At 32.7% G+C, this 23,045-nt stretch carries 17 protein-coding genes, 13 tRNA genes and 2 rRNA genes; all 32 read right to left on the reverse strand.

Annotated features, from left to right (window positions below; translation table 11 throughout):
* Nucleotides 1-12 precede the first annotated feature (12 nt).
* Nucleotides 13-1,683: a formate--tetrahydrofolate ligase gene (locus tag HPRAE_RS08820; protein ID WP_014553869.1), complete on the reverse strand. Its 1,671-nt coding sequence runs from the start codon at nucleotides 1,681-1,683 to the stop codon at nucleotides 13-15.
* A 135-nt stretch (nucleotides 1,684-1,818) separates the two neighbouring features.
* Nucleotides 1,819-2,601: an ABC transporter permease gene (locus tag HPRAE_RS08825; RefSeq protein WP_014553870.1), complete on the reverse strand. Its 783-nt coding sequence runs from the start codon at nucleotides 2,599-2,601 to the stop codon at nucleotides 1,819-1,821.
* A gap of 51 nt (nucleotides 2,602-2,652) precedes the next feature.
* Nucleotides 2,653-3,282, reverse strand: coding sequence for an ABC transporter ATP-binding protein (locus tag HPRAE_RS08830; RefSeq protein WP_014553871.1), 630 nt, complete (start codon nucleotides 3,280-3,282; stop codon nucleotides 2,653-2,655).
* A gap of 182 nt (nucleotides 3,283-3,464) precedes the next feature.
* Nucleotides 3,465-5,366: an ATP-dependent zinc metalloprotease FtsH gene (ftsH, locus tag HPRAE_RS08835; RefSeq protein WP_014553872.1), complete on the reverse strand. Its 1,902-nt coding sequence runs from the start codon at nucleotides 5,364-5,366 to the stop codon at nucleotides 3,465-3,467.
* A 211-nt stretch (nucleotides 5,367-5,577) separates the two neighbouring features.
* Nucleotides 5,578-6,138 (reverse strand): hypoxanthine phosphoribosyltransferase, encoded by a 561-nt coding sequence (gene hpt / locus HPRAE_RS08840; RefSeq protein ID WP_014553873.1) that lies wholly within the window; start codon nucleotides 6,136-6,138, stop codon nucleotides 5,578-5,580.
* Between the two features lie 10 nt (nucleotides 6,139-6,148).
* Nucleotides 6,149-7,543, reverse strand: a complete 1,395-nt coding sequence (tilS, locus tag HPRAE_RS08845) for a tRNA lysidine(34) synthetase TilS (RefSeq protein WP_014553874.1) — start codon at nucleotides 7,541-7,543, stop codon at nucleotides 6,149-6,151.
* A gap of 53 nt (nucleotides 7,544-7,596) precedes the next feature.
* Entirely contained in the window at nucleotides 7,597-8,505 is a 909-nt protein-coding gene (locus HPRAE_RS08850) for a Ppx/GppA phosphatase family protein (protein WP_245528264.1), read from the reverse strand.
* Complete coding sequence (locus HPRAE_RS08855; protein ID WP_014553876.1) at nucleotides 8,480-9,025, reverse strand: DUF501 domain-containing protein; 546 nt, start codon at nucleotides 9,023-9,025, stop codon at nucleotides 8,480-8,482. Before HPRAE_RS08855 ends, HPRAE_RS08850 begins: the two co-directional genes overlap by 26 nt.
* A gap of 115 nt (nucleotides 9,026-9,140) precedes the next feature.
* Nucleotides 9,141-9,506 (reverse strand): S1 RNA-binding domain-containing protein, encoded by a 366-nt coding sequence (locus HPRAE_RS08860; RefSeq protein WP_014553877.1) that lies wholly within the window; start codon nucleotides 9,504-9,506, stop codon nucleotides 9,141-9,143.
* Between the two features lie 76 nt (nucleotides 9,507-9,582).
* Nucleotides 9,583-11,754 (reverse strand): Tex family protein, encoded by a 2,172-nt coding sequence (locus HPRAE_RS08865; RefSeq protein ID WP_014553878.1) that lies wholly within the window; start codon nucleotides 11,752-11,754, stop codon nucleotides 9,583-9,585.
* 58 nt (nucleotides 11,755-11,812) lie between these two features.
* Complete coding sequence (locus HPRAE_RS08870; RefSeq protein WP_014553879.1) at nucleotides 11,813-12,136, reverse strand: FtsB family cell division protein; 324 nt, start codon at nucleotides 12,134-12,136, stop codon at nucleotides 11,813-11,815.
* A gap of 136 nt (nucleotides 12,137-12,272) precedes the next feature.
* A complete protein-coding gene (locus HPRAE_RS08875) occupies nucleotides 12,273-13,382 on the reverse strand; it encodes an ABC transporter ATP-binding protein (protein WP_014553880.1) in 1,110 nt (369 codons plus the stop codon).
* 20 nt (nucleotides 13,383-13,402) lie between these two features.
* Nucleotides 13,403-14,413 (reverse strand): LacI family DNA-binding transcriptional regulator, encoded by a 1,011-nt coding sequence (locus HPRAE_RS08880; RefSeq protein WP_014553881.1) that lies wholly within the window; start codon nucleotides 14,411-14,413, stop codon nucleotides 13,403-13,405.
* Nucleotides 14,414-14,538: 125 nt separating this feature from the next.
* Nucleotides 14,539-15,195 carry a beta-phosphoglucomutase gene (gene pgmB / locus HPRAE_RS08885; protein ID WP_014553882.1) on the reverse strand — a complete coding sequence of 219 codons (657 nt, stop codon included), beginning with the start codon at nucleotides 15,193-15,195 and terminating at the stop codon, nucleotides 14,539-14,541.
* Between the two features lie 46 nt (nucleotides 15,196-15,241).
* Nucleotides 15,242-15,817, reverse strand: coding sequence for a 2'-5' RNA ligase family protein (locus HPRAE_RS08890; protein WP_014553883.1), 576 nt, complete (start codon nucleotides 15,815-15,817; stop codon nucleotides 15,242-15,244).
* Nucleotides 15,818-15,832: 15 nt separating this feature from the next.
* Nucleotides 15,833-17,095, reverse strand: a complete 1,263-nt coding sequence (locus HPRAE_RS08895; RefSeq protein WP_041607015.1) for an ABC transporter ATP-binding protein — start codon at nucleotides 17,093-17,095, stop codon at nucleotides 15,833-15,835.
* A 5-nt stretch (nucleotides 17,096-17,100) separates the two neighbouring features.
* Nucleotides 17,101-18,114 (reverse strand): FecCD family ABC transporter permease, encoded by a 1,014-nt coding sequence (locus HPRAE_RS08900; RefSeq protein ID WP_014553885.1) that lies wholly within the window; start codon nucleotides 18,112-18,114, stop codon nucleotides 17,101-17,103.
* Between the two features lie 214 nt (nucleotides 18,115-18,328).
* Nucleotides 18,329-18,403 (reverse strand) — tRNA-Gly (locus HPRAE_RS08905).
* An 8-nt stretch (nucleotides 18,404-18,411) separates the two neighbouring features.
* A tRNA-Tyr gene (locus HPRAE_RS08910) sits at nucleotides 18,412-18,496 on the reverse strand.
* Between the two features lie 104 nt (nucleotides 18,497-18,600).
* Nucleotides 18,601-18,676: transfer RNA gene (locus tag HPRAE_RS08915), tRNA-Ala, on the reverse strand.
* 15 nt (nucleotides 18,677-18,691) lie between these two features.
* Nucleotides 18,692-18,768: transfer RNA gene (locus HPRAE_RS08920), tRNA-Thr, on the reverse strand.
* A gap of 8 nt (nucleotides 18,769-18,776) precedes the next feature.
* A tRNA-Asp gene (locus HPRAE_RS08925) sits at nucleotides 18,777-18,853 on the reverse strand.
* 71 nt (nucleotides 18,854-18,924) lie between these two features.
* Nucleotides 18,925-19,000: transfer RNA gene (locus HPRAE_RS08930), tRNA-Val, on the reverse strand.
* Nucleotides 19,001-19,008: 8 nt separating this feature from the next.
* Nucleotides 19,009-19,084 (reverse strand) — tRNA-Glu (locus HPRAE_RS08935).
* 10 nt (nucleotides 19,085-19,094) lie between these two features.
* Nucleotides 19,095-19,187: transfer RNA gene (locus HPRAE_RS08940), tRNA-Ser, on the reverse strand.
* Nucleotides 19,188-19,198: 11 nt separating this feature from the next.
* Nucleotides 19,199-19,275, reverse strand: a tRNA-Met gene (locus HPRAE_RS08945).
* A 14-nt stretch (nucleotides 19,276-19,289) separates the two neighbouring features.
* Nucleotides 19,290-19,366: transfer RNA gene (locus HPRAE_RS08950), tRNA-Gly, on the reverse strand.
* Nucleotides 19,367-19,414: 48 nt separating this feature from the next.
* Nucleotides 19,415-19,491 (reverse strand) — tRNA-Met (locus tag HPRAE_RS08955).
* A gap of 21 nt (nucleotides 19,492-19,512) precedes the next feature.
* Nucleotides 19,513-19,588: transfer RNA gene (locus HPRAE_RS08960), tRNA-Lys, on the reverse strand.
* Between the two features lie 21 nt (nucleotides 19,589-19,609).
* Nucleotides 19,610-19,684, reverse strand: a tRNA-Gln gene (locus tag HPRAE_RS08965).
* Between the two features lie 28 nt (nucleotides 19,685-19,712).
* A 5S ribosomal RNA gene (gene rrf / locus HPRAE_RS08970) occupies nucleotides 19,713-19,829 on the reverse strand.
* Nucleotides 19,830-19,887: 58 nt separating this feature from the next.
* A 23S ribosomal RNA gene (locus tag HPRAE_RS08975) occupies nucleotides 19,888-22,865 on the reverse strand.
* Nucleotides 22,866-23,045: the final 180 nt, after the last annotated feature.

Consider the following 23,045-nt stretch of genomic DNA (forward strand, 5'->3'; position numbering starts at 1 on the left):
TTTTAAAGTTATTTAAAACAATCCAGTAATTTTGCCCTGAGCATCAATATCTATTTCTTCAGCTGAAGGTCTTTTAGGTAAACCTGGCATTGTTAATACAGGCCCTGTCATCACAACTAAAAAGCCAGCTCCTGCTGAAAGATTTATTGATTTAACACTAATTTTAAATCCACTTGGGTGACCTTTTAAATTAGGATTATCTGAAATTGAACTCTGAGTCTTGGCCATACAAACTGGTATCTTAGCATAACCGTTTTCTTTATACTTTTCAATCTGCTGTAATGCTTGCTCACTATAATCGACACCATCAGCTCCATAAATTTCAGCAGCAATAGTTTCAATTTTAGTCTTAATTGAAGAATTTTGATCATAAAGATATTCAAATTTACTTTCTTCGTTTTCTAAAAGCTCAACAACTGCTTGAGCAAGTTCTTCTCCACCTGCTCCTCCTGCAGCCCACACTTCAGATAAAGCTACTTTAACTCCTAACTTTTCACATTTTTCTCTTACTAATTCAAGCTCTGCTTCAGTATCATCAGGAAATCTATTAATAGCTACAACAATTGGAACTCCAAATTTATTCATATTTTCTATATGTTTTTCTAAGTTTTCTATTCCCTGTGCTAAAGCTGCTAAATTTTCCGTTTTCAATTCTTCTTTTGCTACTCCCCCGTGCATTTTTAAGGCCCTAATTGTTGCAACAAGTACAGTTGCATCAGCTTTTAAATTAGCAAACCTAGACTTTATATTATAAAATTTTTCAGCTCCCAAATCAGCTCCAAAACCAGCTTCTGTAACAGTTATATCACCTAACTTCATTGCTAACTTAGTTGCCATCACACTATTACAGCCATGGGCAATATTAGCAAAAGGTCCTCCATGGATAAAAGCTGGCGTATTTTCTAAAGTTTGAACTAAATTAGGTTTAATTGCATCTTTTAATAATGCTGTCATAGCTCCTGCTACTTTTAAATCATTAGCAGTTACACTTTCGCCCGCATAATTATAACCAATTACAATTTTACTTAATTTCTTTTTTAATTCCATTAAATCATTTGCTAAACATAAAATTGCCATAATTTCCGAAGCAACTGTAATTAAAAAACCATCTTCTCTTGGATAGCCATTTTTAGAACCCCCAAGCCCAACAATAGTATTCCTTAAAGCTCGATCATTCATATCTACTGCCCTTTTAAAAGTAACTTGAGTTGGATCAATATCTAATTCATTCCCTTGTTTAATGTGATTATCAATTGCTGCTGCTAATAAGTTATGGGCAATACCTATAGCGTGAATATCTCCAGTGAAATGTAAATTTATATCTTCCATTGGAATTACCTGAGCATAACCACCTCCTGCAGCTCCTCCCTTGATCCCCATTGTTGGCCCTAAAGAAGGTTCTCTAATTGCAATCACAGCTTTTTTACCAATCCTATTTAAAGCTTGACCTAAACCAACTGTAGTAGTAGTTTTACCTTCTCCAGCAGGTGTTGGGGTTATAGCAGTAACTAATACTAATTTTCCATCTTTTTTTTCAGAATATTTTTCGAAAACATCTAATTTAACCTTAGCTTTATATTTTCCATATAATTCTAAATCATCTTCTTTTAAACCAAGTTTTTGAGCTATTCCTACTATTTCTTTGATTTCTGCCTCTTGTGCAATTTGAATATCACTTTTCAATATTTTTCCCCCTCAAATTATTTAATAAAAATTTAGATTATAATTAATTCCTTATTTAAATATTTCAATATAATCTAATTAATTCCTGCTTTAATTAATTACTACTTAATATTTTAGACCAAGTTTAATTTTAATTTAGATATCCAATTGTTTTCTAGAATTAAAAAAAGTTAAGGCACCACGATTAACCATAAAAAAGACAGTCAATGTTACACTCCCCAGAATACCTAGCATTATTGCAATTTGATATTTAATAGCAATTAAAGGTGAAGCTCCAGCTAAAATTTGGCCTGTCATCATTCCAGGCAAAAAAACAATACCAATTCCCATCATTGAATTAATAGTTGGCAAAATTGCATTATAAAAAGCACGGTCACTAATTTCTTTGGCAGCAGTTTCTGGTTCTGCCCCTAACATTAAATAATTTTCAATTAGAGCCTGATTATCTTTAAAGCCATCTATCAAATAATTAACACCTAGTGAAATACCAGTCATTGAATTTCCAATCAACATTCCTGAAAGTGGTATAAAATAATCAGATCTAAACCAAGGACTTAATCCAACTACTACTATAACAAAGAAAATAATACTAATTGTTGTACCTAAAAACATTGAGCTTGCAATAATAATTTTTAATTGTTTAGAAATTTGTGACTGAACTCTACTATATATATTATAGATAGCAAATGATTCCATAATTAATAAAATTGAAATACTATAATATGGATTTTGGTTCGCAAAAATATATTCCAAAATAAAACCAACTGCAACTAATTGAATGGTCATTCTCAATGAAACAAGTAAAATTTCACTTTTATGACCTATGTTTTTCTTTTTAACAATTAATAATAAGACTAAAACAAAAAGATAAGCAAAAAAAAGTTGACTAATCTGAATACTCAAAATATCATTTTGCATAAACTTCTCTCCTTTTTTAAAGTCTAAATTAAAATATCTTACTTAATATTCTTATTTATTATTTATTTTACCATTTTCAATTTCAATAATTCGATCAGCAAAGACTTCAGCAAGCTGAAGACTATGAGTTACCATAATTAAAGTTCTATTATTTTTTTTGATATAGTTAACTACCATTTTAATAATTTTTTCCTCTGTTTTTTGATCTAAAGCAGAAGATGGCTCATCCAAAAGTAAAACTTTAGGTTCTAAAAGTATAATCCTTGCTAAAGCTAAACGTTGTTTTTCTCCCCCAGATAAATTATTAGCTTGTTCATTTAAGCTATTAGTTAAAGCAACTTGAACTAACAGCTGATTATATCTCTCAGGTGAAGAAAGATTTCCACCCCTAATTAATTCAGCTTTTTCAAAGTTATCTCTGATTGTTCCTTTAAAAATTTTGGGATTTTGAGGTAACATCATAACTTCTCTTCTTAATAAAGCAGGATCAAAATCTTTAATATTTTTTTCTTTATAAGTTATTTTACCTTTTTCTGGAGTAATCATATTATTTAAAAGTTTTAAAAATGTTGTTTTACCTCCACCACTACTTCCTTTAATTGCAGTTATTTTGTTTTGTTCAAGCCTTAAACTTTCAATATTTAAAATATTTTTAAATTGAACTTTATCTAACTTAAACATTATTGCCTCCCCTAAAATCAAATTTTAACTGAATTCAAAATAAAGATTAATAATTAAAATGTTGCTAATCTAAATTATTAATTGAATCTAATTAAACTAATTTTAACAATTTCAAATAAAAAATAAAAGTAAATAAAAAACCAGCCACTAAAAATGACTGGTTTATAAAAATATCTATCTATTTATTTTTCTTCTGTTTCTGGCTTAAAAGTAGTAATTAACTCATCACTTTCAGCTTGATTACTAGAATCCTCTTCTATTCTATCTTTATCTGGATCACCAGTAATCTCTTCACCTCTCATTATTCTCTTAATCTGATCAGCATTTAAAGTTTCATACTCTTTTAAAGCAGTTACAATTTTTTCAACTGTTTCAGAATTATCTTTTAGTAATCGTTCAGCTTTACTATAAGATTCTTCAACCATTTTACTAATTTCTTTATCAATTCTAGCAGCCACTTCTTCACTATAATTTCTCTGACGAGAAATATCTCTGCCTAAAAATACCTGTTGATCATGTTTTTGACCAAGGGTTAATGGACCTAAGTTTTCGCTCATTCCATACTCAGTTACCATTGCTCTAATAATTTGAGTTGCTCTTTCAATATCATTTTGAGCTCCTGTACTTATATCATCAAGGAAAATAGCTTCTGCTGCTCTTCCTCCTAATAAACTAGTAACTTTATCTAAAAGTTGTCCTTTAGTCATAAAGTTTTGATCATCTGAAGGTAAAGGCACTGTAAATCCACCTGCTCTACCGCGAGGAATAATTGTAACTTTATGAGTTCGATCAGCATGTTCTAATAGTTCACCTAAGAGAGCATGTCCTGTTTCATGATAAGAAACAAGGTTTTTCTCTTCCTCTGAAACAACTTTACTCTTTCGAGCAGGTCCAGCAATTACTCTATCAATTGCATCATCAAATTCTTTCATAGCAATTATCTTTTTAGCTCTTCTAGCAGCTAAAATGGCAGCTTCATTAGCTAAGTTCTCCATATCTGCCCCAGTAAAACCAGGTGTTCTTTTAGCTAGAACTTCAAGATCAATATCATCAGCTAATGGTTTATCTTTAACATGAATTTCTAATATTTTTTGTCTTCCTAATCTATCTGGTTTATCAACCATTACTTGTCTATCAAAACGACCAGGTCTTAATAAAGCAGGATCTAAGACATCAGGTCTATTTGTAGCAGCCATCAAAATAATACCTTCATTTGGCTCAAAACCATCCATTTCAACAAGTAACTGATTTAAAGTTTGTTCTCTTTCATCATGACCTCCACCAAGTCCAGCTCCACGCTGACGACCTACAGCATCAAGCTCATCGATAAAGATAATACAGGGAGAATTTTTCTTTCCCTTTTCAAATAAATCTCTAACTCGAGAAGCACCTACCCCTACAAACATCTCCACAAAATCTGAACCACTGATAAAGTAGAAAGGAACTCCTGCTTCACCTGCAACAGCTTTTGCCATTAAGGTTTTACCAGTTCCTGGAGGACCAACCATCAGTACTCCTTTAGGAACCTCTGCCCCGAGTTCTGTAAACTTATCAGGTTTCTTTAAAAATTGAATTACCTCTTGTAACTCTTCTTTTACTTCTTCATAATTTGCTACATCAGCAAAAGTTATATCTACATCACTTTCATTTAGCTTAGCTTTACTTTTGCCAAATGACATCATTTTACTGCCGCCACCTTGCATTTTCTGCATAATGAAAATCCAAGCTACAATTAAAATAACCACTGGTAATATATAACTTAAAATATTTATCCACCAGGGTGTAGTTGGTTGAGGCTTAGTTTTAATATTAACTTTACCAGCTCTCAACTCCTGCATTAATGAAGGAATAGCTTCCGGTGGTACTGGAACTTTAAATTCTTTATTATCAATTTCACCTGTAACTTCTTGATTACCAATAATAGTTACCCTATTAATCTTATCAGCAGCAACTTCTTCTAGAAGATCTGTGTATGTAAACTCTTCTAAAGCAGTTGGCCCCTGCTGCATAAAAAATTGAGCTACTAAAATAGATATAGCAATCAAAATTAAATAAAATCCTATATTCTTAACAAACTTATTCAAATTTCTTTACCTCCCCTACGACTTAAATCATATACAGTAAAATATTATAACATAATATTTATATTTTGTAAATATTCAAGTTCTATATCTTATTAATGAAATTTAATTAAAATTTAGCTAAATAGTCAGCTAATTTTAATTATAAATGATGAATATTAAATTTAAATTAAAATAATAAAATTCAAATATTTTTTAAGTCGTGAGTATTTTTTTATTTATATAACTTTTCTTTTAAAACACCAATGAATGAAAGATTTCTATATTTTTCAGCAAAATCTAAACCATATCCAACTACAAATTCATCTGGTATTTCAAAACCATTGAAATCTGCATCAATTTTTTTCTGCACTCTACGATCTGGTTTATCTAATAAAGTAACCACTTTAATACTTTTAGGATCACGAGTTTGTAACATATCAATAACATGTTTTAAAGTCCTACCAGTATCTATTATATCTTCTACAATAATTAAATGTCTACCTTCAATATTTTCTTCCATATCTTTAACAATTCTAACAACCCCAGATGATTCTGTAGAAGCACCATAACTAGAAACATCCATAAAATCGAAAACAACTGGCAAATCAATTTCTCTTGCCAAATCAGCCATAAATAAAATAGCTCCCCTTAAAATACATAACATCACTATATCGGCATCATCATCATAACTAGCAGTAATTTCTTTACCCAGTTCTTCAATTCTCTTTTCTATTGCCTTTTCGTCAATAATCACTTCTTTAATATCATCTGCAAAAATAGTATTTTCACCCATTGTGATCCTCCTAATTATATTCTAATTCTAAAATTAAAATCTTATCTGTTTTTACAGTTACTTTAAATTTATCAGAAAGCTTATAAGGGGCCAGCCAAAGCAGATTATCATTTCCATCCACAATAACAGGAACTTGATCTCTTTGATACTTTGGTACTTTTGCATCAATTAGAATATCTTTAATTTTTTTCTGGCCTTTCATCCCCAGAGGTCTTAACTTATCTCCAGCTTTTCTATTTCTAATAAATAAAGGGCCATCTATTTTTTCATAATCAAATGCTGCCCTTTTGGGATCGGAAACAAAAGCAAAATCTTTTTCATTTACAACTTTAGCTTTTAAACTATATTTCTTATTAATCTTAATTTTTTGCCCTAAATTGATTTTTATTTTATTTTCTAATTTTTGTTTTGACTGAGATCCTTTTGAAAAAATTAAATTTGAATAACTAATTTCAACTCTAATGCCAGAGGCAATATCAACTCCTCTACCAGTTTTTTTATCAGCAATTAATTTTTCTATTTCAAAAATATGCTCAAGGTATAAATCATCAAGATTATTATTTAATCTTTTATAAATCTGTCTATAAATTCTCCGTTGTATAACCTGATCTAGAGCTAAAAGAGAATTAAAGTCTATAATAATTTTAGTTGATTTTTCTTTAACTAAAAGTTCTTTGTATTTTTTTTTAGCTAATTTTTCTAAAAATTCAGCTTCAGAAGCAATTAATTTACTGTTTTTAGCAATTACTTCTTTTACTTTTGGATTTATCTTCTTCTCTATTAATGGCAAAATTTCATTTCTAATTATATTCCGACTATAAATATTTTCTTGGTTACTACTATCAAAACTAGGGCTTAATTTTTGCTGCTGACAGTAAGCTAAAATTTCTTTTTTAGTGAAAATTAACATCGGATGTATTAACTCTAACTCTTTAAATTTTGCTTGGAGCTCAATTCCTCCTAAACCTTTTAGACCACAACCTCTAAATAGATTTAATAAAACAGTTTCAGCTTGATCTCCTTTATGATGAGCTAAAGCTAATAAGTCAAAATTTTCTTTTGCAATAATATTTTTAAAAAAAGTAAATCTTTCTTGACGGGCTGCTGCTTCTGCCGAAACTTTATTAGTTTTTATTATTTGAGGTAGATTAACTCTTTTACTAAAAAATTGAATCCCTCTTTTTTTAGCAAATCGTTCAATAAAATCTGCTTCTGATTTTGACTCTTTACGAAACATATGGTCTAGATGGGCAACAGCTATTTCGATTTTAAGCTCTTCTTTTAATTTATCAAAAAGGTCTAACATTGCTAAAGAATCAGGCCCTCCAGAAACAGCTAAAAGAATTCTACTAGAATTAAGAAGTAGATTGTTTTTTTGAATAAATTCTTTAAATCGAGCTTTCATTATTCAAGCCTCCATCATCTTATCTTTAATTAGAATTATTTAAATCTAGTTTTTTAATTAACTAATTCTTCTTTTAAAAGCCCATAAAGTAAATCTTGATCACTTACAACTAAATTTTCACTGCCAAAATAATCTAAAATACTATTTAAGATAATTAGACCAGCTACTATAATATCTGCCCTTTTTGCCTGCAGACCTTTTATCATTGCTCTTTTTTCTAATTTTAGCTCAGTCAATTTAGAAATTATTTGTTCTAATTCAATTTTAGTTATTTCTAGATTCTCAATTTTTTCACTTAAATATTCTGTTAACTCTAATTTAATTGCAGCTAAAGTAGTTATCGTACCACCTACACCTTTAATCCTAAAATTTTGCTTTAATTTCAAACTTGATTTTAATAAATTTTCAACATATTTTTTAATATTTTCAATTTCTTTTGCTGAAACTTTTTTAGCTGGTGAATCAATAAATCGTTCTGTCAGTCTCACACAACCTATATCAAGACTTTTAAAATTAATTTTATTTTGATTAGCCCAAATAAACTCAGTACTTCCTCCCCCAATATCAATTAAGAGAAAATTAGCTTCTAAATTAGAACTAGCACCCAAATAATTTAGCTCTGCTTCTTCTTCCCCACTAATAATTTCTAATTTAAAGCCCATTTTTTCAATGCTTTCAGCTAATAAATCAGAATTATTTACATCTCTTAAAGCACTTGTACCTATAATTCTAACTTTTTCAACCTCGTATTTTTCAATTATATTTTTATATTTTTTAAGTGCCGCTTCAACTCTTTTGACAGCACTTTTATTTAAATTTTTGTTTTCATCTACACCTTCACCTAAACGGGTTATCTCTACTTCTCTGACTAAAATATTAAAAGAATTATTTGAATTCTTTTCTCCAATCAATAATCGACAAGAATTTGTTCCAATATCAATTGCAGCTGCTTTCAAATCCATCAACCCTTTCTTGACAAATATTACATTTTTTAGGCCAATTAATTTTATTAAAAACAATTTTTCCAACTGGATTAAAATGATCCACCAAAAAGTCAGCAAGATGAGTATGTAAACATTTTATTCCTTTTTTATCCCGAATCCCTCCTACTCCAGATTCAGTTAAAGTTTTATATAAATCTTCAGAAATATTTTTGGCCTTTGATTTTTGTTCATTTGAAAGTAATTCTAATCTATTTTTAGCATATTTACTATGTGTTTTGTCCATTTTATTTTTAAAATTAATATTTCCTTGCAACTTTTTACCTAATTTACTAATCAAATCACTCTCAGCTTCTAAGCGATCAACTTGATAAGTCAAATAAGGACAACTAAGCCAATAAATAGTAGGTGCTGCAATTTTATTGATAAATGGATTTACAGTAATAACTGCTGGAAAAGAAAAAGGACATCTTACTGCAGTCTCTAAAAAATTATTTATTTTTCTGTCTAATTGCAATTCTATAATTTTTTTATCATTCATAATTACTGCTCCTCTAAATTATTTGTCTAACTTGAAATTTATATTAAAAAAAGAGAAAACACCCCTTAAACGAATTAAAGGATGTTTAAAAAGTTAATAAAAAATTGGCAAATATTTATTTGGAACTACCACCATTTTTTGCCTCTCTACTTTTTAGATCCTGCTGACGCTCACTGCTCTGCTTCAAGAAACGATCCATTTTTTCTTCAAAAGACATTTCTGGAGCATGATCAATTCTGTCATCTGGATCCTCCAATTGTTTAATAGAAAGACCTATTTTCCCGTCATTGTCAACATTAATGACCTTAACTTTAACGTCATCTCCTTCTTTTAAAAAATTGCTAATGTCTTTTACATAAGTATTAGCAACCTCAGAGATATGAACAAGACCTGTCTCTCCACTTTCCAATTCAACAAAAGCACCGAAATTTGTTATCCCTGTAATTTCTCCTACAACTATACTTCCAACTTCAATGGACATGCTTAAAAAATTCCTCCCTAGATATTATATTGTACTCATTATAACTTAATTACATTATAACTGTCAAATTTATTGACTAAAATTTTAAGGTTAAAGAAATTCTACCTCTACTTTGATCAACAGCTAGAACTTGAACATCTATATTTTGACCAATTTCGACAATTTCAAATGGATCATTAACATACATCTGACTCATTTCTGAAATATGTAATAAACCATCTTGTTTTAAACCAATATCAATAAAAGCCCCAAAATCTACTATATTTCGCACTTTACCCTTAAAAATCAGACCAGGCTTAATATCTTCAATTTTCAAGATATCTTTTCTAAAAATTGGAGCTGGCATTGAAGCTCTTGGATCACGCCCTGGCTGTTTTAGAGATTTTATTATATCTCGAGCAGTTGGAATTCCAATCTCTAATTTAGAAACTATTTTAGTTAAATTTATTTCAGTTAATTTTTTTCTCAATTCTTCTACTTTATTTTTATCTCTAATATCAGCCATTTTAAAATTAATCTCTTTTAAAATATTTTGAGCTGCTTGATAAGATTCAGGATGAATTGGAGTTAAAGCTAAAGGATCTAAGGCTGAATCTAAACGAAGAAAACCAGCTGCCTGTTCATAAGTTTTAGGTCCAAAGCCATAAACTTCAAATAATTCTTCTCTTTTGTTAAAATCACCATTCTGATCTCTATATTCAATTATCTTTTGAGCATTATTAGAGCTAATACCTGCTACATATGTTAAAAGGGCAGCTGAAGCAGTATTAATTTCTACACCTACATGGTTAACCGCATCTACAACAACTTGATTTAAAGCCTTTTCTAAGCGTTTTTGAGAGATATCATGTTGGTACATCCCCACCCCAAGTGATTTGGGATCTATTTTTACAAGTTCAGCTAATGGATCTTGTAATCTTCTCCCAATAGAAATTGCACCTCTAATTGAAACATCTAATTGGGGAAATTCTTTTCTTGCCATTTTGGAAGCTGAATATACAGAAGCTCCTGCCTCACTTACAATAGTATATTCTACTTCAAGTCCATTTTTAATAAGTTCAGCAATAAAAGTTTCGGTCTCTCTACTAGCAGTTCCATTACCAATTACAATTAAATCAATTTTATGTTCTTTAACTAAGTTTTCAATAGTCTTAGCAGCTGTTTCTGGCTTGTTAATTGGTGGATGAGGATAAATAGCACCTGTTTCTAAAAGTGAACCTTTTTCTGTCAAAGCAGCTAACTTACAACCTGTTCTAAAAGCAGGATCAACAGCCAAAACTTTTTTACCTTCTAATGGTGGCTGCATTAATAAAGATTTTAGATTTGTCGAAAAATTATTAAGCGCCTTTATTTCAGCTTTTTCAGTTAGCTCATTTCTAATTTCTCTTTCTAGAGCAGGAAAAATTAATCTTTTATAAGCATAATCAACTGCCTTAATTAAATTTTCGAATGTACTACTTTTTTTGTTCTCAAACTCATAAAAATTATAAATCATATTAACTGCTCGTTCATCATCAACTTCAGCTTTAACTCTTAAAACATCATCTTTTTCACCTCTATTTAAGGCTAAAATTCTATGTGGTGGTATTTTATTAATTGATTCTTTGAAATCATAATAATCTTGGTATTTTCCTGTTTCATCTTCATTTTTTTGAACAGCAACTATTTTAGCATTTTGGAAAACATATTCTCTTAATTTTTTACGCAAATCAGCATCATCAGAAATATCACCTGCTATAATATCTTCAGCCCCACTTAAAACTTCTTCTATAGTTTTTAACTTTTTTTCAGGGTCAATATATTTTAGGGCGATATTTTCTATTTCAGTTTTATTTTTTTGCTGCTCAAAAATCATTTTTGCTAAAGGCTTTAAACCTTTTGCTAATGCCTTAGCAGCTTTAGTTTGTTTTTTAACTTTAAATGGTCTGTATAAATCTTCTACTTCTTGTAAAGTCTTTGCCTTTTTAAGTTTATTTAAGATTTCTTTATTTAATTTATCTTGTTTATCTGCAGCATTTGCTACTTCATTTTTTCGCTCATATAATCTTCTTAAATAATTTACTTTTTCTTCTACATTCCTTATTTCTTCTTCATCTAAACTACCTGTCATTTCTTTACGATAGCGAGCTATAAAAGGAACTGTATTCCCCGAATCTAAGAGCTCAACTGTTGCTTTAACTTTATTTGACTTCAATTTTAATTTTTTTGCTGCTAATTCAATTAAATCTACACTAATATATTCTGTCATTGAAAAACTCCTTTATTTTACAAAATTATTAATATTTAATTATAAACGGAAATAACTTTTAGTCTCCTTTATTTTCCTTCTGATTAGAATTATTCTCTTCAACAGGTATAAAGACTTTTTCTCCTTTTTTGACTAAACCTAATTTTTCTCTTGCCACTTCTTCAATATATTCATCACTATTACTATTCTTAATTTTTGCTTCCAAATCTTTTTGCTTAGCTTCAGATTCAGCAATTTGTAATTCTATCTTTTCAATTCTATTTTCAATTTTATTTAATTTAACCATATTTTGATAAAAATTAAATCCAGCAAAGATAACTATTATTAAAATAAATATAATTACAAAGGGGTTTAATAAAAAATCCTTTTTTTGGCGAGGCATTATTGTTCCTCCTTAATTAGCAACTGCTTGTATTACAATTCTAAATATAATTATACTTTAAATTTATAGATTAATCAAAAAACAGCCGTAGTTTTAACGGCTGTTTGAGTGAACTTATTAATTTTAGTTTAATTTATTAAAATATTACTGCTTCAGTTTGAGCATCAAAAATATGAATTTTTCTTAAGTCAACTCCTAATGAAATTGTATCTCCAACTTGAGCTTGACTTTCAGCTTCAACTCTAGCAATTAAGGAATGACCAGCTTCTGCTAAATATAAATAAATTTCTGAACCCATTGGTTCTACAACATCTACATCTGCCTTAAAAGAATTATCAGCTTTAACTTCAAAATCATGATTTATATTAGTATCAACTATATCTTCAGGTCTAACCCCAAAAACAACATCTTTTTCGACATAATCTTTCACATAATCTTTTTTATCTTCAGGAACTCTAATTTTAAAAGTACCGTCACCATCAATAAAATAATCATCCGCTTCTTTAATTATAGTTGCATCCATAAAATTCATTGCAGGTGAACCAATAAACCCAGCGACAAACATATTATTAGGGTGATTGTAAAGAGATAAAGGGTCATCAACCTGCTGAATTAGACCATCTTTAAGTACAACAATGCGATCTCCCATCGTCATTGCTTCTGTTTGATCATGAGTTACATAGATCATTGTAGTTTGTAATTCATCATGCAATTTAGAAAGCTCAGTCCGCATCTGCACTCTTAATTTAGCATCTAAATTTGAAAGAGGTTCATCCATTAAAAAAACTTTAGGTTCCCGGACAATAGCTCTTCCTAATGCTACTCTCTGTCTTTGACCTCCAGATAGCTGTTTGGGTTTTCTATTTAATAACTGCTCTATCCCTAATATTTCGGCAGCTTCTTGGACTCTTCGCTCTATCTCTTCTTTCGGAAATTTACGCAATTTAAGCCCAAAAGCCATATTATCATAAACATTCATATGTGGATAAAGAGCATAATTTTGAAAAACCATGGCAATATCTCTATCTTTTGGAGCTACATCATTTACTACTTGATCACCAATTTTTAAAGTCCCTTCACTAATTTCTTCTAAGCCTGCAATCATTCTTAAGGTAGTTGACTTTCCGCAACCAGATGGTCCAACTAAAACTACAAATTCTTTATCCTTAATCTCTAAATTTTGATCCTTAACTGCTGTAACATCACCAAAATGTTTTGTTATATGTTCTAAAGTTACACTTGCCATTGAAAATCCTCCTCTAGATTTTAATTATATTTTGCTATTGATGATTCTCTTACAATTAATTTAGGACTTAAAACTTTAATTTGGGGTTCAGCTAAATTATTATTAATCAAATTTAATAAAAAAGCAAAAGAAAAACTACCTAATTTTGCTATTGGTTCACTCAAAACACTAAGTGGAGGTTCAATTATGGAACTCAAAATAGTATCTGCATAACCTATAAGAGCAAAATCATCTGGAATAAAATATCCTCCTGTTTTAATAGCCTCAACTAAGCCAATTGTAGTTAATTCCTGAGTTGAAATAAAAGCATCTGGAATCAAGTTCATTTTACATAATTTTAAAAAAGAATTATAACCTGCCTTTCTACCAGCAGTATTTTTAAAAATCAGATCATGATTAAGCTTTAAATCTGAATTTTTTAAAGCCTTTTTATATCCTTTTAGTTTTTCAGCCTCGATTAAACTATTTTCTGAACCAGCTAAAATAGCGATATTTTTAAAACCTTGTTCTATTAAATGTTTTGTAGCTTTAAAAATACCATGACTATAATCAGTCAAAACTGAAGTGAAAAAATTTTCTTCTGCTAAGCGATTAACTAAAACTATATTATTTTCAGAACTTAAGCTAGCTTTTAAAAGTGCACTGCCAACTAGTTGGTCCCCAATGAAAATTGCTCCTTCTACTTGATTTGACTCTAACAAAGAAAGGTATGACTTCTCTTTTTCAGGATTTTGCTTTGTATTACAGAGTATAATTTGATAACCAGCTTTTTCAGCTTCTTTTTCGATCTCTTTTACAATTTTAATTTGTCCCTGATTGTCTAATTCATCTGTAATAACTGCTATCATATTTGTTTTTTTAATTGCTAAACCTCTAGCTAATTGATTCGGACGATAATTGTTTTTTTTAGCAATTTTCAAAATTTTTATTTTAGTACTCTGGCTTACACCAGCTTTATCATTAAGAGCTCTCGAAACAGTAGATTCTGCCACATTTGCTTTTTGGGCTATATCTTTCAGTGTTATTGACAATAGCTTTGCCCCCTTTTTATTTACGCAAGCGCTTGCGTAAATAAATAAGAAAAAGAGTCTGAAATATACACTCTAATATAATTATTCTAGACAGACTCTTTAATTCCTTCTTTTTATTATATTTTTTACAATTTTTTTATAATTTCTTCAAAATTAATTTCACTCACATTGGCATAAACTAAATCTGCTTTACCAACTCTACTTTCTGGTCCAAGACCAATAACTCTCATCTCAGCAGCTAAAGCTGCTTCAACTCCAGACTCTGCATCTTCTAAAACAACACATTCAGCTGCTTTTAACCCTAATCCTTGAGCAGCATATAAAAATAAATCTGGGGCTGGCTTTGCCCGCTCAACACTATTTCCATCAGCTATTATATCAAATAAATTAGTTATTTTTAATTGTTTTAAAACTTTTTTTGCATTTCTACTTGAAGAACCAACAGCTAGTTTGTAACCTTCTGCTTTTAATTTTTCTAATTTAGCTTCCATATTATCTAAAATATCGGCTTTAGATATTTCTGTTAAATATTTTTGATAATATTCATTTTTGCGATCTGTCCACTCCTTTTTTTTAGCAGCTGGAATATCTTGATCAGCCAAAATAATATTTAAAGATTCCATTCTTGAAACTCCACGTAATTTTTCATTTACCTCACGATTAAAAAATAAATCTTCTTCATCAGCTAATTTTTGCCAACTTTTATAATGAAATTCTGCTGTATCTGTAATTACTCCATCAAGATCAAAAATAAACCCTTTAATTTTAGTTTGCTTTTGCATATTATTTCACTTCCTCTTTTTATTAAATTTAGTCTAAAATTAATTTCTAACTTAATTCAAAACTTCTAATAACTTTTTTAACTGGATCTAAAGTTGGTCTCCAAATTTCTAACTTTTCTGCTGCAGCTGCTAAAGGACGAGACATTCCTTCCATAAATAAACAAATTTCAGTTAGCTCATCAACAGGAATCGGATTTTTAGCAAATATATTACTAATAATTGTAATATGAAACATCCACTCTTCATAATTATCAATTGTAGATATTGCTTCAGCAGCCAGTTTTTTATGCAGATTTTCAGAAAAATGTTTTAAAGATTCTGTTTCATTAACTTCAAGAACTAATTGATGTTGATTAGAAAATTTAATACAACTAAATCTATCTACCTCTATTTCAATTTTATCAATATTTTTTAAGCTATTTGCAAGTATTTTTTTCGCTTTTTCAACTTTGTTTTTATTAATTCTATCAATGGTAATATGTAACTGAGGATGTATCTGATCTGGATACAAGTTATAATGTTCAGCAACAATTTCTTGAACTTGCAAGGCAGTTTCAATTAACTCTTCTCCAGGAATTAGTACTAAAAAATATTCATTATTTAAATCTGCAGCTTTAATCATAGTACTTCTTCCTTTCTAATTTTCCAATTTTTTTATTTCAGAAACTAAATTATCTTTATTTTTTAATAAAATTATATTTTCATCTTCTTTTATTAACTTATTCCAAACTTTTTTAGCTGCTCCACCAATATAATCTCTTTCATCTATACTAAGATTATTAAGTAAAATTTTATTTTTATTAGGAACAGTAGTTAACACTTCTAAATTTGCAAGATTTCCATGCCCAAATGGCAAATCACTTAAAATAATTAAATCTGCCTCAGTAATTAGTTTCTTATTCTGAACTATTTCTTTTTTTGAAATATCTATAAAAGGAGGTGCTTCAACAATCTTTACACCTAATTCTTTAGCAGCTTGCCAATCAGCATCACCAATATTTAACACACCTATACTTAAATCATAACCTAAACTTTCTAATTGATAGAGGAATTTCTTAGCAGTTCCTCCTCCAGCTATAACATGTATTTTAAAATCTTTTTTAGGTTTTTCAAATTTTTTTAAATTAGATTTTGGTAATATTGTAACAAAAGGTTTTTCAGAAAGAGGATTCTTTTTAATCAAAACTTCTGCTTGATAAACTGCTTTAATGTTTTTTTCAGTTAAAACCTCATTTGCAGATCCTACAGCAAAAATTTTGCCATCTTTAAGTAATATTAATTCTTCACAATAAAGAGCAGTTAAGTTTAAATCATGAGAAACTGTTATAATTGTGATTTCAAATTCTTGATTTAGATAATTTAACAAGTCATAAATTTCTCCCTGATAATTAATATCCAAACTAGAAGTCGGCTCATCTAATAAAAGAATATCTGGTTTTTGCGCTAAAGCTCTAGCAATTATTACTCTTTGTCTTTCTCCTCCAGATAATTCATTAATTAATTTATTTTTTAATTTTAAAGTATGAGTAACCTCCATTGCTTCTTTTACTATTTTCTTATCTTCTTTGCTTAATCTTGACCATCGTTTTTGATAAGGATGTCTACCCATCATTATAATATCATAAACATTAAAATTAAAGTTTACTTCCGTATTTTGAGGTACCACAGCCATTTTTTTTGCCAACTCTAAAGAATCATAGTCATTTAACAACTTACGATCAAGATAAACTAATCCACTATCTGATTTCAAACTTTTACTAATATTTTTCAATAAAGTCGATTTTCCAGAAGCATTCGGACCAATAATCCCAACAAAAGAACCTTTTTTTATTTGTAAATCAATTCCTTTTAAAATTTTTTCTTGAGCATAACTAAATTTTATGTTATTTGTTTTTAACATTATTTTCACCAAATATTTTTAGATTTATTACGAAGTAAATAAATAAAATAAGGACCACCAGCAAGAGCAGTTATAATTCCAACTGGTAATTCCATTGGAGCCATTACAGTTCTAGCAATTGTATCTGCAATTAATAAAAAAGCTCCACCAAAAACTGCAGCTAACGGAACCTGTTTTCTATGATCTGCTCCAATAATCATTCTTGCAATATGAGGTACGACTAAACCAATAAAGCCAATACTTCCACTAACTGAAACAACAGCAGCTGTCATTAAAGAAGCAGCCCCTAATAAAATAATTTTAGTTTTTTCCACATTAATTCCAAGGTGAGCTGCACTTTCTTCACCCAACAATAAAATATTTAAATCTTTTAAATAAAATAAAATAATAAGAAAAGAAAGTGAAAAATAAGGTAAGATCATTTTAAGATCTGCCCAGTTTCCATCAGCTAAACTTCCCATTAACCAATATACTAATTGCTGTAAATTTTCTGTTCTTAAAACCATCAAAAAAGACATTAATGAATTCAAAATAAAACTAACAGCTACTCCAGCTAAAAGAAAGGTTAAAACTGGCAATTTACTGCCGACCTTTGCTAATTGATAAACAATAAAAACGGTTAAAACAGCTCCTAAAAAAGCAAAGGCAGGTAATGAACTCAAATTAAAAATAGTAATCTCTATTCCTAAAAATAAAGCTAACATCAAACCAGTACCAGCCCCAGCAGAAATACCAATAATATAAGGATCAACCATTGGATTCCGAATTATAGCTTGAAATACTGATCCTGCTATAGCTAAACCAGCTCCAACAATAAAAGCTAAAATAATTCTAGGTAAACGTATTTCTCCTAAAATTATTGACTTTGAAACTGAAATTTGTTTATTAGCCGAAAAATAATCAAAAACATCTGCTAAATTAACAGATGTAGAGCCAATCGATAAGGCAATAAAAAATAAAAGTAGTAAAACTAAAGTTGTAGTTCCATAAATAACTATCGCATTTTTTTTCTTTTTCATAAAATCAATCCTTAATAAACTTTAATTAAATTATAACTATTTAATTAAAACTTAATTATTATCATTAAAACTCTCACTAACCATTATATCTATTTATAACTAAGACAGCAAGCCTCAGGCAGTTTTATTTTAAATAAATTTGTTTTTAAAAATTATCTGAATATTGAAAAATATAATAAAATAAAAAAAGCACCACAAGGTGCAAACAGATAAATGGAGCGGGAAACGAGATTTGAACTCGCGACCCTCACGTTGGCAACGTGATGCTCTACCACTGAGCTATTCCCGCATATTTAATGGTGGAGGGGAAAGGATTTGAACCTTTGTAGGCATCGCCGGCAGATTTACAGTCTGCTCCCTTTAACCACTCGGGCACCCCTCCAAATAAAATGTAGGAAGTAAGAGTTAGGAATTAGGAATATTTTCTACTAAACTCCTATTCTTCTTCTCATCTGAATATTATTTTTTTCTCCATCCAAATTATTTTGGTGGAGATAAAGGGATTCGAACCCTTGGCCTCTACACTGCCAGTGTAGCGCTCTCCCAGCTGAGCTATATCCCCATGGCTAAGAGTTAATGGAGCCGATGACCGGAGTTGAACCGGTGACCTCTTCCTTACCATGGAAGCGCTGCTACCAACTGAGCTACATCGGCAAAAAAAATGGCGGAGGAGACGGGATTTGAACCCGCGATCTCCGGCTTGACAGGCCGGCGCGTTAAACCGCTACGCTACACCTCCGTATTTGGATGTAGGAAGTAAGATGCTAATAAGAATCTCTTCTAATCAACAATATACTTCGATTATTTAAATGGTGGGCGAAACAGGGCTCGAACCTGTGACCCCCTGCTTGTAAGGCAGGTGCTCTCCCAACTGAGCTATTCGCCCGCAAAAAATGGTACCCTCAAGGGGATTCGAACCCCTGCCGCCAGGATGAAAACCTGGTGTCCTAGACCCCTAGACGATGAGGGCATATATTAAATGGCGGAGAGAGAGGGATTCGAACCCTCGCCAGGGTAAATACCCTGCTACAGGTTTAGCAAACCCGCCCCTTCAGCCACTTGGGTACCTCTCCATGAATACTTTTGGTGGGTCTAAGAGGACTTGAACCTCTGACACTGTGGGTATGAACCACATGCTCTAGCCAACTGAGCTATAGACCCATGTTATTAATATATGGAGCGGGAAACGAGACTCGAACTCGCGACCCTCAGCTTGGAAGGCTGATGCTCTAGCCAACTGAGCTACTCCCGCATCACTACCATCTAATTTTTGCCTGATGTATATATAAAATTTTAAAAATGGTTGCGGGGACCGGATTCGAACCGATGACCTCCAGGTTATGAGCCTGACGAGCTACCGGACTGCTCTACCCCGCGCTAAAAATATATAAATTTAAATGGTGAGCCATGGAGGATTCGAACCTCCGACAACCTGATTAAAAGTCAGGTGCTCTACCAACTGAGCTAATGGCCCAAAAAAGTTGATGAAATTTAATGGCTGGGGCGGTAGGATTCGAACCTACGCGTCCTGAGACCAAAACCCAGTGCCTTACCGCTTGGCTACACCCCAATATATTCATCAAGTTTTTTAAAAAAAGGACCGGCAGCGACCTACTCTCCCACATCGTTACCAATGCAGTACCATAGGCGCAGGAGGACTTAACTTTTGTGTTCGAGATGGGAACAAGTGTTGCCCCTCCGCTATTACCACCGGAAAGCTATAAAATTGTATTGTATATTAGACTATACAATCAAAAACACATATAGGAAATAATGATTAAGCCCTCGATCTATTAGTACCAGTTAGCTCAATGTATTACTACACTTACACATCTGGCCTATCTACCTTATCATCTTTAAGGGATCTTAACTTCTTAACGAAGTGAGATACCTAATCTTGAAGTCTGTTTCACGCTTAGATGCTTTCAGCGCTTATCTTTTCCACACTTAGCTACTCAGCTATGCTCCTGGTGGAACAACTGATTCACCATCGGTGTGTCCATCCCGGTCCTCTCGTACTGGGGACAGCTCTTCTCAAGTATCTTCCGCCTGCGACGGATAGGGACCGAACTGTCTCACGACGTTCTGAACCCAGCTCGCGTACCGCTTTTAATTGGCGAACAGCCAAACCCTTGGAACCTGCTTCAGCTCCAGGATGCGATGAGCCGACATCGAGGTGCCAAACCTCCCCGTCGATGTGAACTCTTGGGGGAGATAAGCCTGTTATCCCCGGGGTAACTTTTATCCGTTGAGCGACGGCAATTCCACACTATACCGCCGGATCACTAAGTCCTACTTTCGTACCTGCTCGACTTGTCTGTCTTGCAGTTAAGCTCCCTTATGCCTTTACACTCTTCGTGCGATTTCCATCCGCACTGAGGGAACCTTTGAGCGCCTCCGTTACTGTTTGGGAGGCGACCGCCCCAGTCAAACTGCCCGCCTGACAATGTCCTGTGACCAGTTTATGGCCTCCAGTTAGAATTCCGCTGTAGAAAGGGTGGTATCCCACCAGCGACTCCACTGACATTGGCATGCCAGTTTCAAAGTCTCCCACCTATCCTGTACATTCTACATCAAAACCCAATATCAGGCTGCAGTAAAGCTCCACGGGGTCTTTCCGTCCTGTCGCAGGTAGCCTGCATCTTCACAGGCAATTTAATTTCACCGAGTCCCTTGTTGAGACAGCATCCAAGTCGTTACGCCATTCGTGCAGGTCGGAACTTACCCGACAAGGAATTTCGCTACCTTAGGACCGTTATAGTTACGGCCGCCGTTTACTGGGGCTTAGGTTCAGACCTTCGTGGCAAGCACTAAGCCTTCTCCTTGACCTTCCAGCACCGGGCAGGCGTCAGCCCCTATACTTCGTCTTACGACTTAGCAGAGACCTGTGTTTTTGATAAACAGTCGCTTGGATCTTTTCGCTGCGACCCACTAGCTAATGCTAATGGGTACCCCTTCTCCCGAAGTTACGGGGTCATTTTGCCGAGTTCCTTAACAAGGGTTCTCTCGCGCGCCTTAGAATTCTCTTCCCGTCTACCTGTGTCGGTTTGCGGTACGGGCACTATAAATCTCATTAGTGGTTTTTCTTGGCGACTCATTAAGTGGCTTCACCTCTATTGGCTCCACATCACTAAAAGTTATTAGCAGGTAAAGGGATTTGCCTCCTTACCCTAACTCATTAGCTTATACGTGTTCTTCCAGTCACACGCTCCACTCTCTTTGCCGCGTCCCCACTTCACTCAAACAATTTATAGTGGTATCTGAATCTTTACAGATTTTCCATCACCTACGCCTTTCGGCCTCGGCTTAGGTCCCGACTAACCCTGGGAGGACGAGCCTTCCCCAGGAATCCTTAGACTTTCGGCGAAGGAGATTCTCACTCCTTTTTTCGTTACTCATACCGGCATTCTCTCTTCTGTACAGTCCACTGCTCCTTACGGTACAGCTTCGTTCCGTACACAATGCTCCTCTACCACTTACAATTATATAAATATAACCATAAATCCACAGCTTCGGTGATATGCTTTAGCCCCGTTACATTTTCGGCGCAAAACCGCTTAACCAGTGAGCTATTACGCACTCTTTAAATGAGTGGCTGCTTCTAAGCCAACATCCTGGTTGTCTGTGCGATCTCACTTCCTTTTCCACTTAGCATATACTTTGGGACCTTATCTGGTGGTCTGGGCTGTTTCCCTTTTGACTATGAAGCTTATCCCACATAGTCTGACTCCCGATGAACATTAAACGGCATTCGGAGTTTGAATGGATTTGGTAACCTTGTTGGGCCCCTTGTCCAATCAGTGCTCTACAACCATTTAACTTTTACATCGAGGCTAGCCCTAAAGCTATTTCGAGGAGAACCAGCTATCTCCGAGTTCGATTGGCCTTTCACCCCTATCCACAACTCATCCCCTCATTTTTCAACATAAGTGGGTTCGGGCCTCCACAAGCTCTTACACTCGCTTCACCCTGGTCATGGATAGATCACTCGGTTTCGGGTCTACCAATCATAACTTCCGCCCTTATCAGACTCGCTTTCGCTCTGGCTTCATCTCTATGACTTAACCTTTCGCTACGATTGGTAACTCGCCGGTCCGTGATACAAAAAGTACGCAGTCAGGCTTTTAAATAGCCCTCCTACTTGTTGTAAGCTTATGGTTTCAGTTTCTATTTCACTCCCCTTCCGGGGTTCTTTTCACCTTTCCCTCACGGTACTTGTTCACTATCGGTCATTCAGGAGTATTTAGTCTTGGAAGGTGGTCCTCCCATATTCTCACAAGGTTTCTCGTGTCTCGTGATACTCTGGATAATTCTCTAACTTCTTTTACCTTACGTCTACAGGACTATTACCTTCTTTGGTTTAGCTTCCCAGCTTATTCGACTCGGTAAAAAATTTAAGTTAGCTAAAAACTGTAGTTTTTAGACAGTCTATCCTACACCCACTTAAAGCAACGTCTACAGACTTACACTTTAGTGTTTGGACTCTTCCCCTTTCGCTCGCCGCTACTAAGGGAATCTCGTTTTGATTTCTTTTCCTCAGGGTACTAAGATGTTTCAGTTCTCCTGCTTGTTCTTATATAGCTACTTATTTCACTATATAATACCAGTGCTCCACACTGGTGGGTTTCCCCATTCGGATATCCGCGGATCTACGCTTATTTAGCAGCTCCCCACGGCTTTTCGCAGCCGGTCGCGTCCTTCATCAACTCTGAATGCCAAGGCATCCACCATAAGCTCTTTCTAGCTTAATCAATCTATTTCCTATATGCATTTTTCAATGTACAGTTTTGACGGCCTCAATGGCCTAATACTAAACAATCATTTTTGTGTATCAAAGAGTGTTTAGTTAAGTTAATAATAATGAAGCCTCATTAAAGCTCTTCATTTAGATTAACTATTATATATTATTTATAAAAGATTTCATTACTCTA

Origin of the sequence: Halanaerobium praevalens DSM 2228 (assembly GCF_000165465.1) — a bacterium.
GTDB lineage: Bacteria > Bacillota > Halanaerobiia > Halanaerobiales > Halanaerobiaceae > Halanaerobium > Halanaerobium praevalens.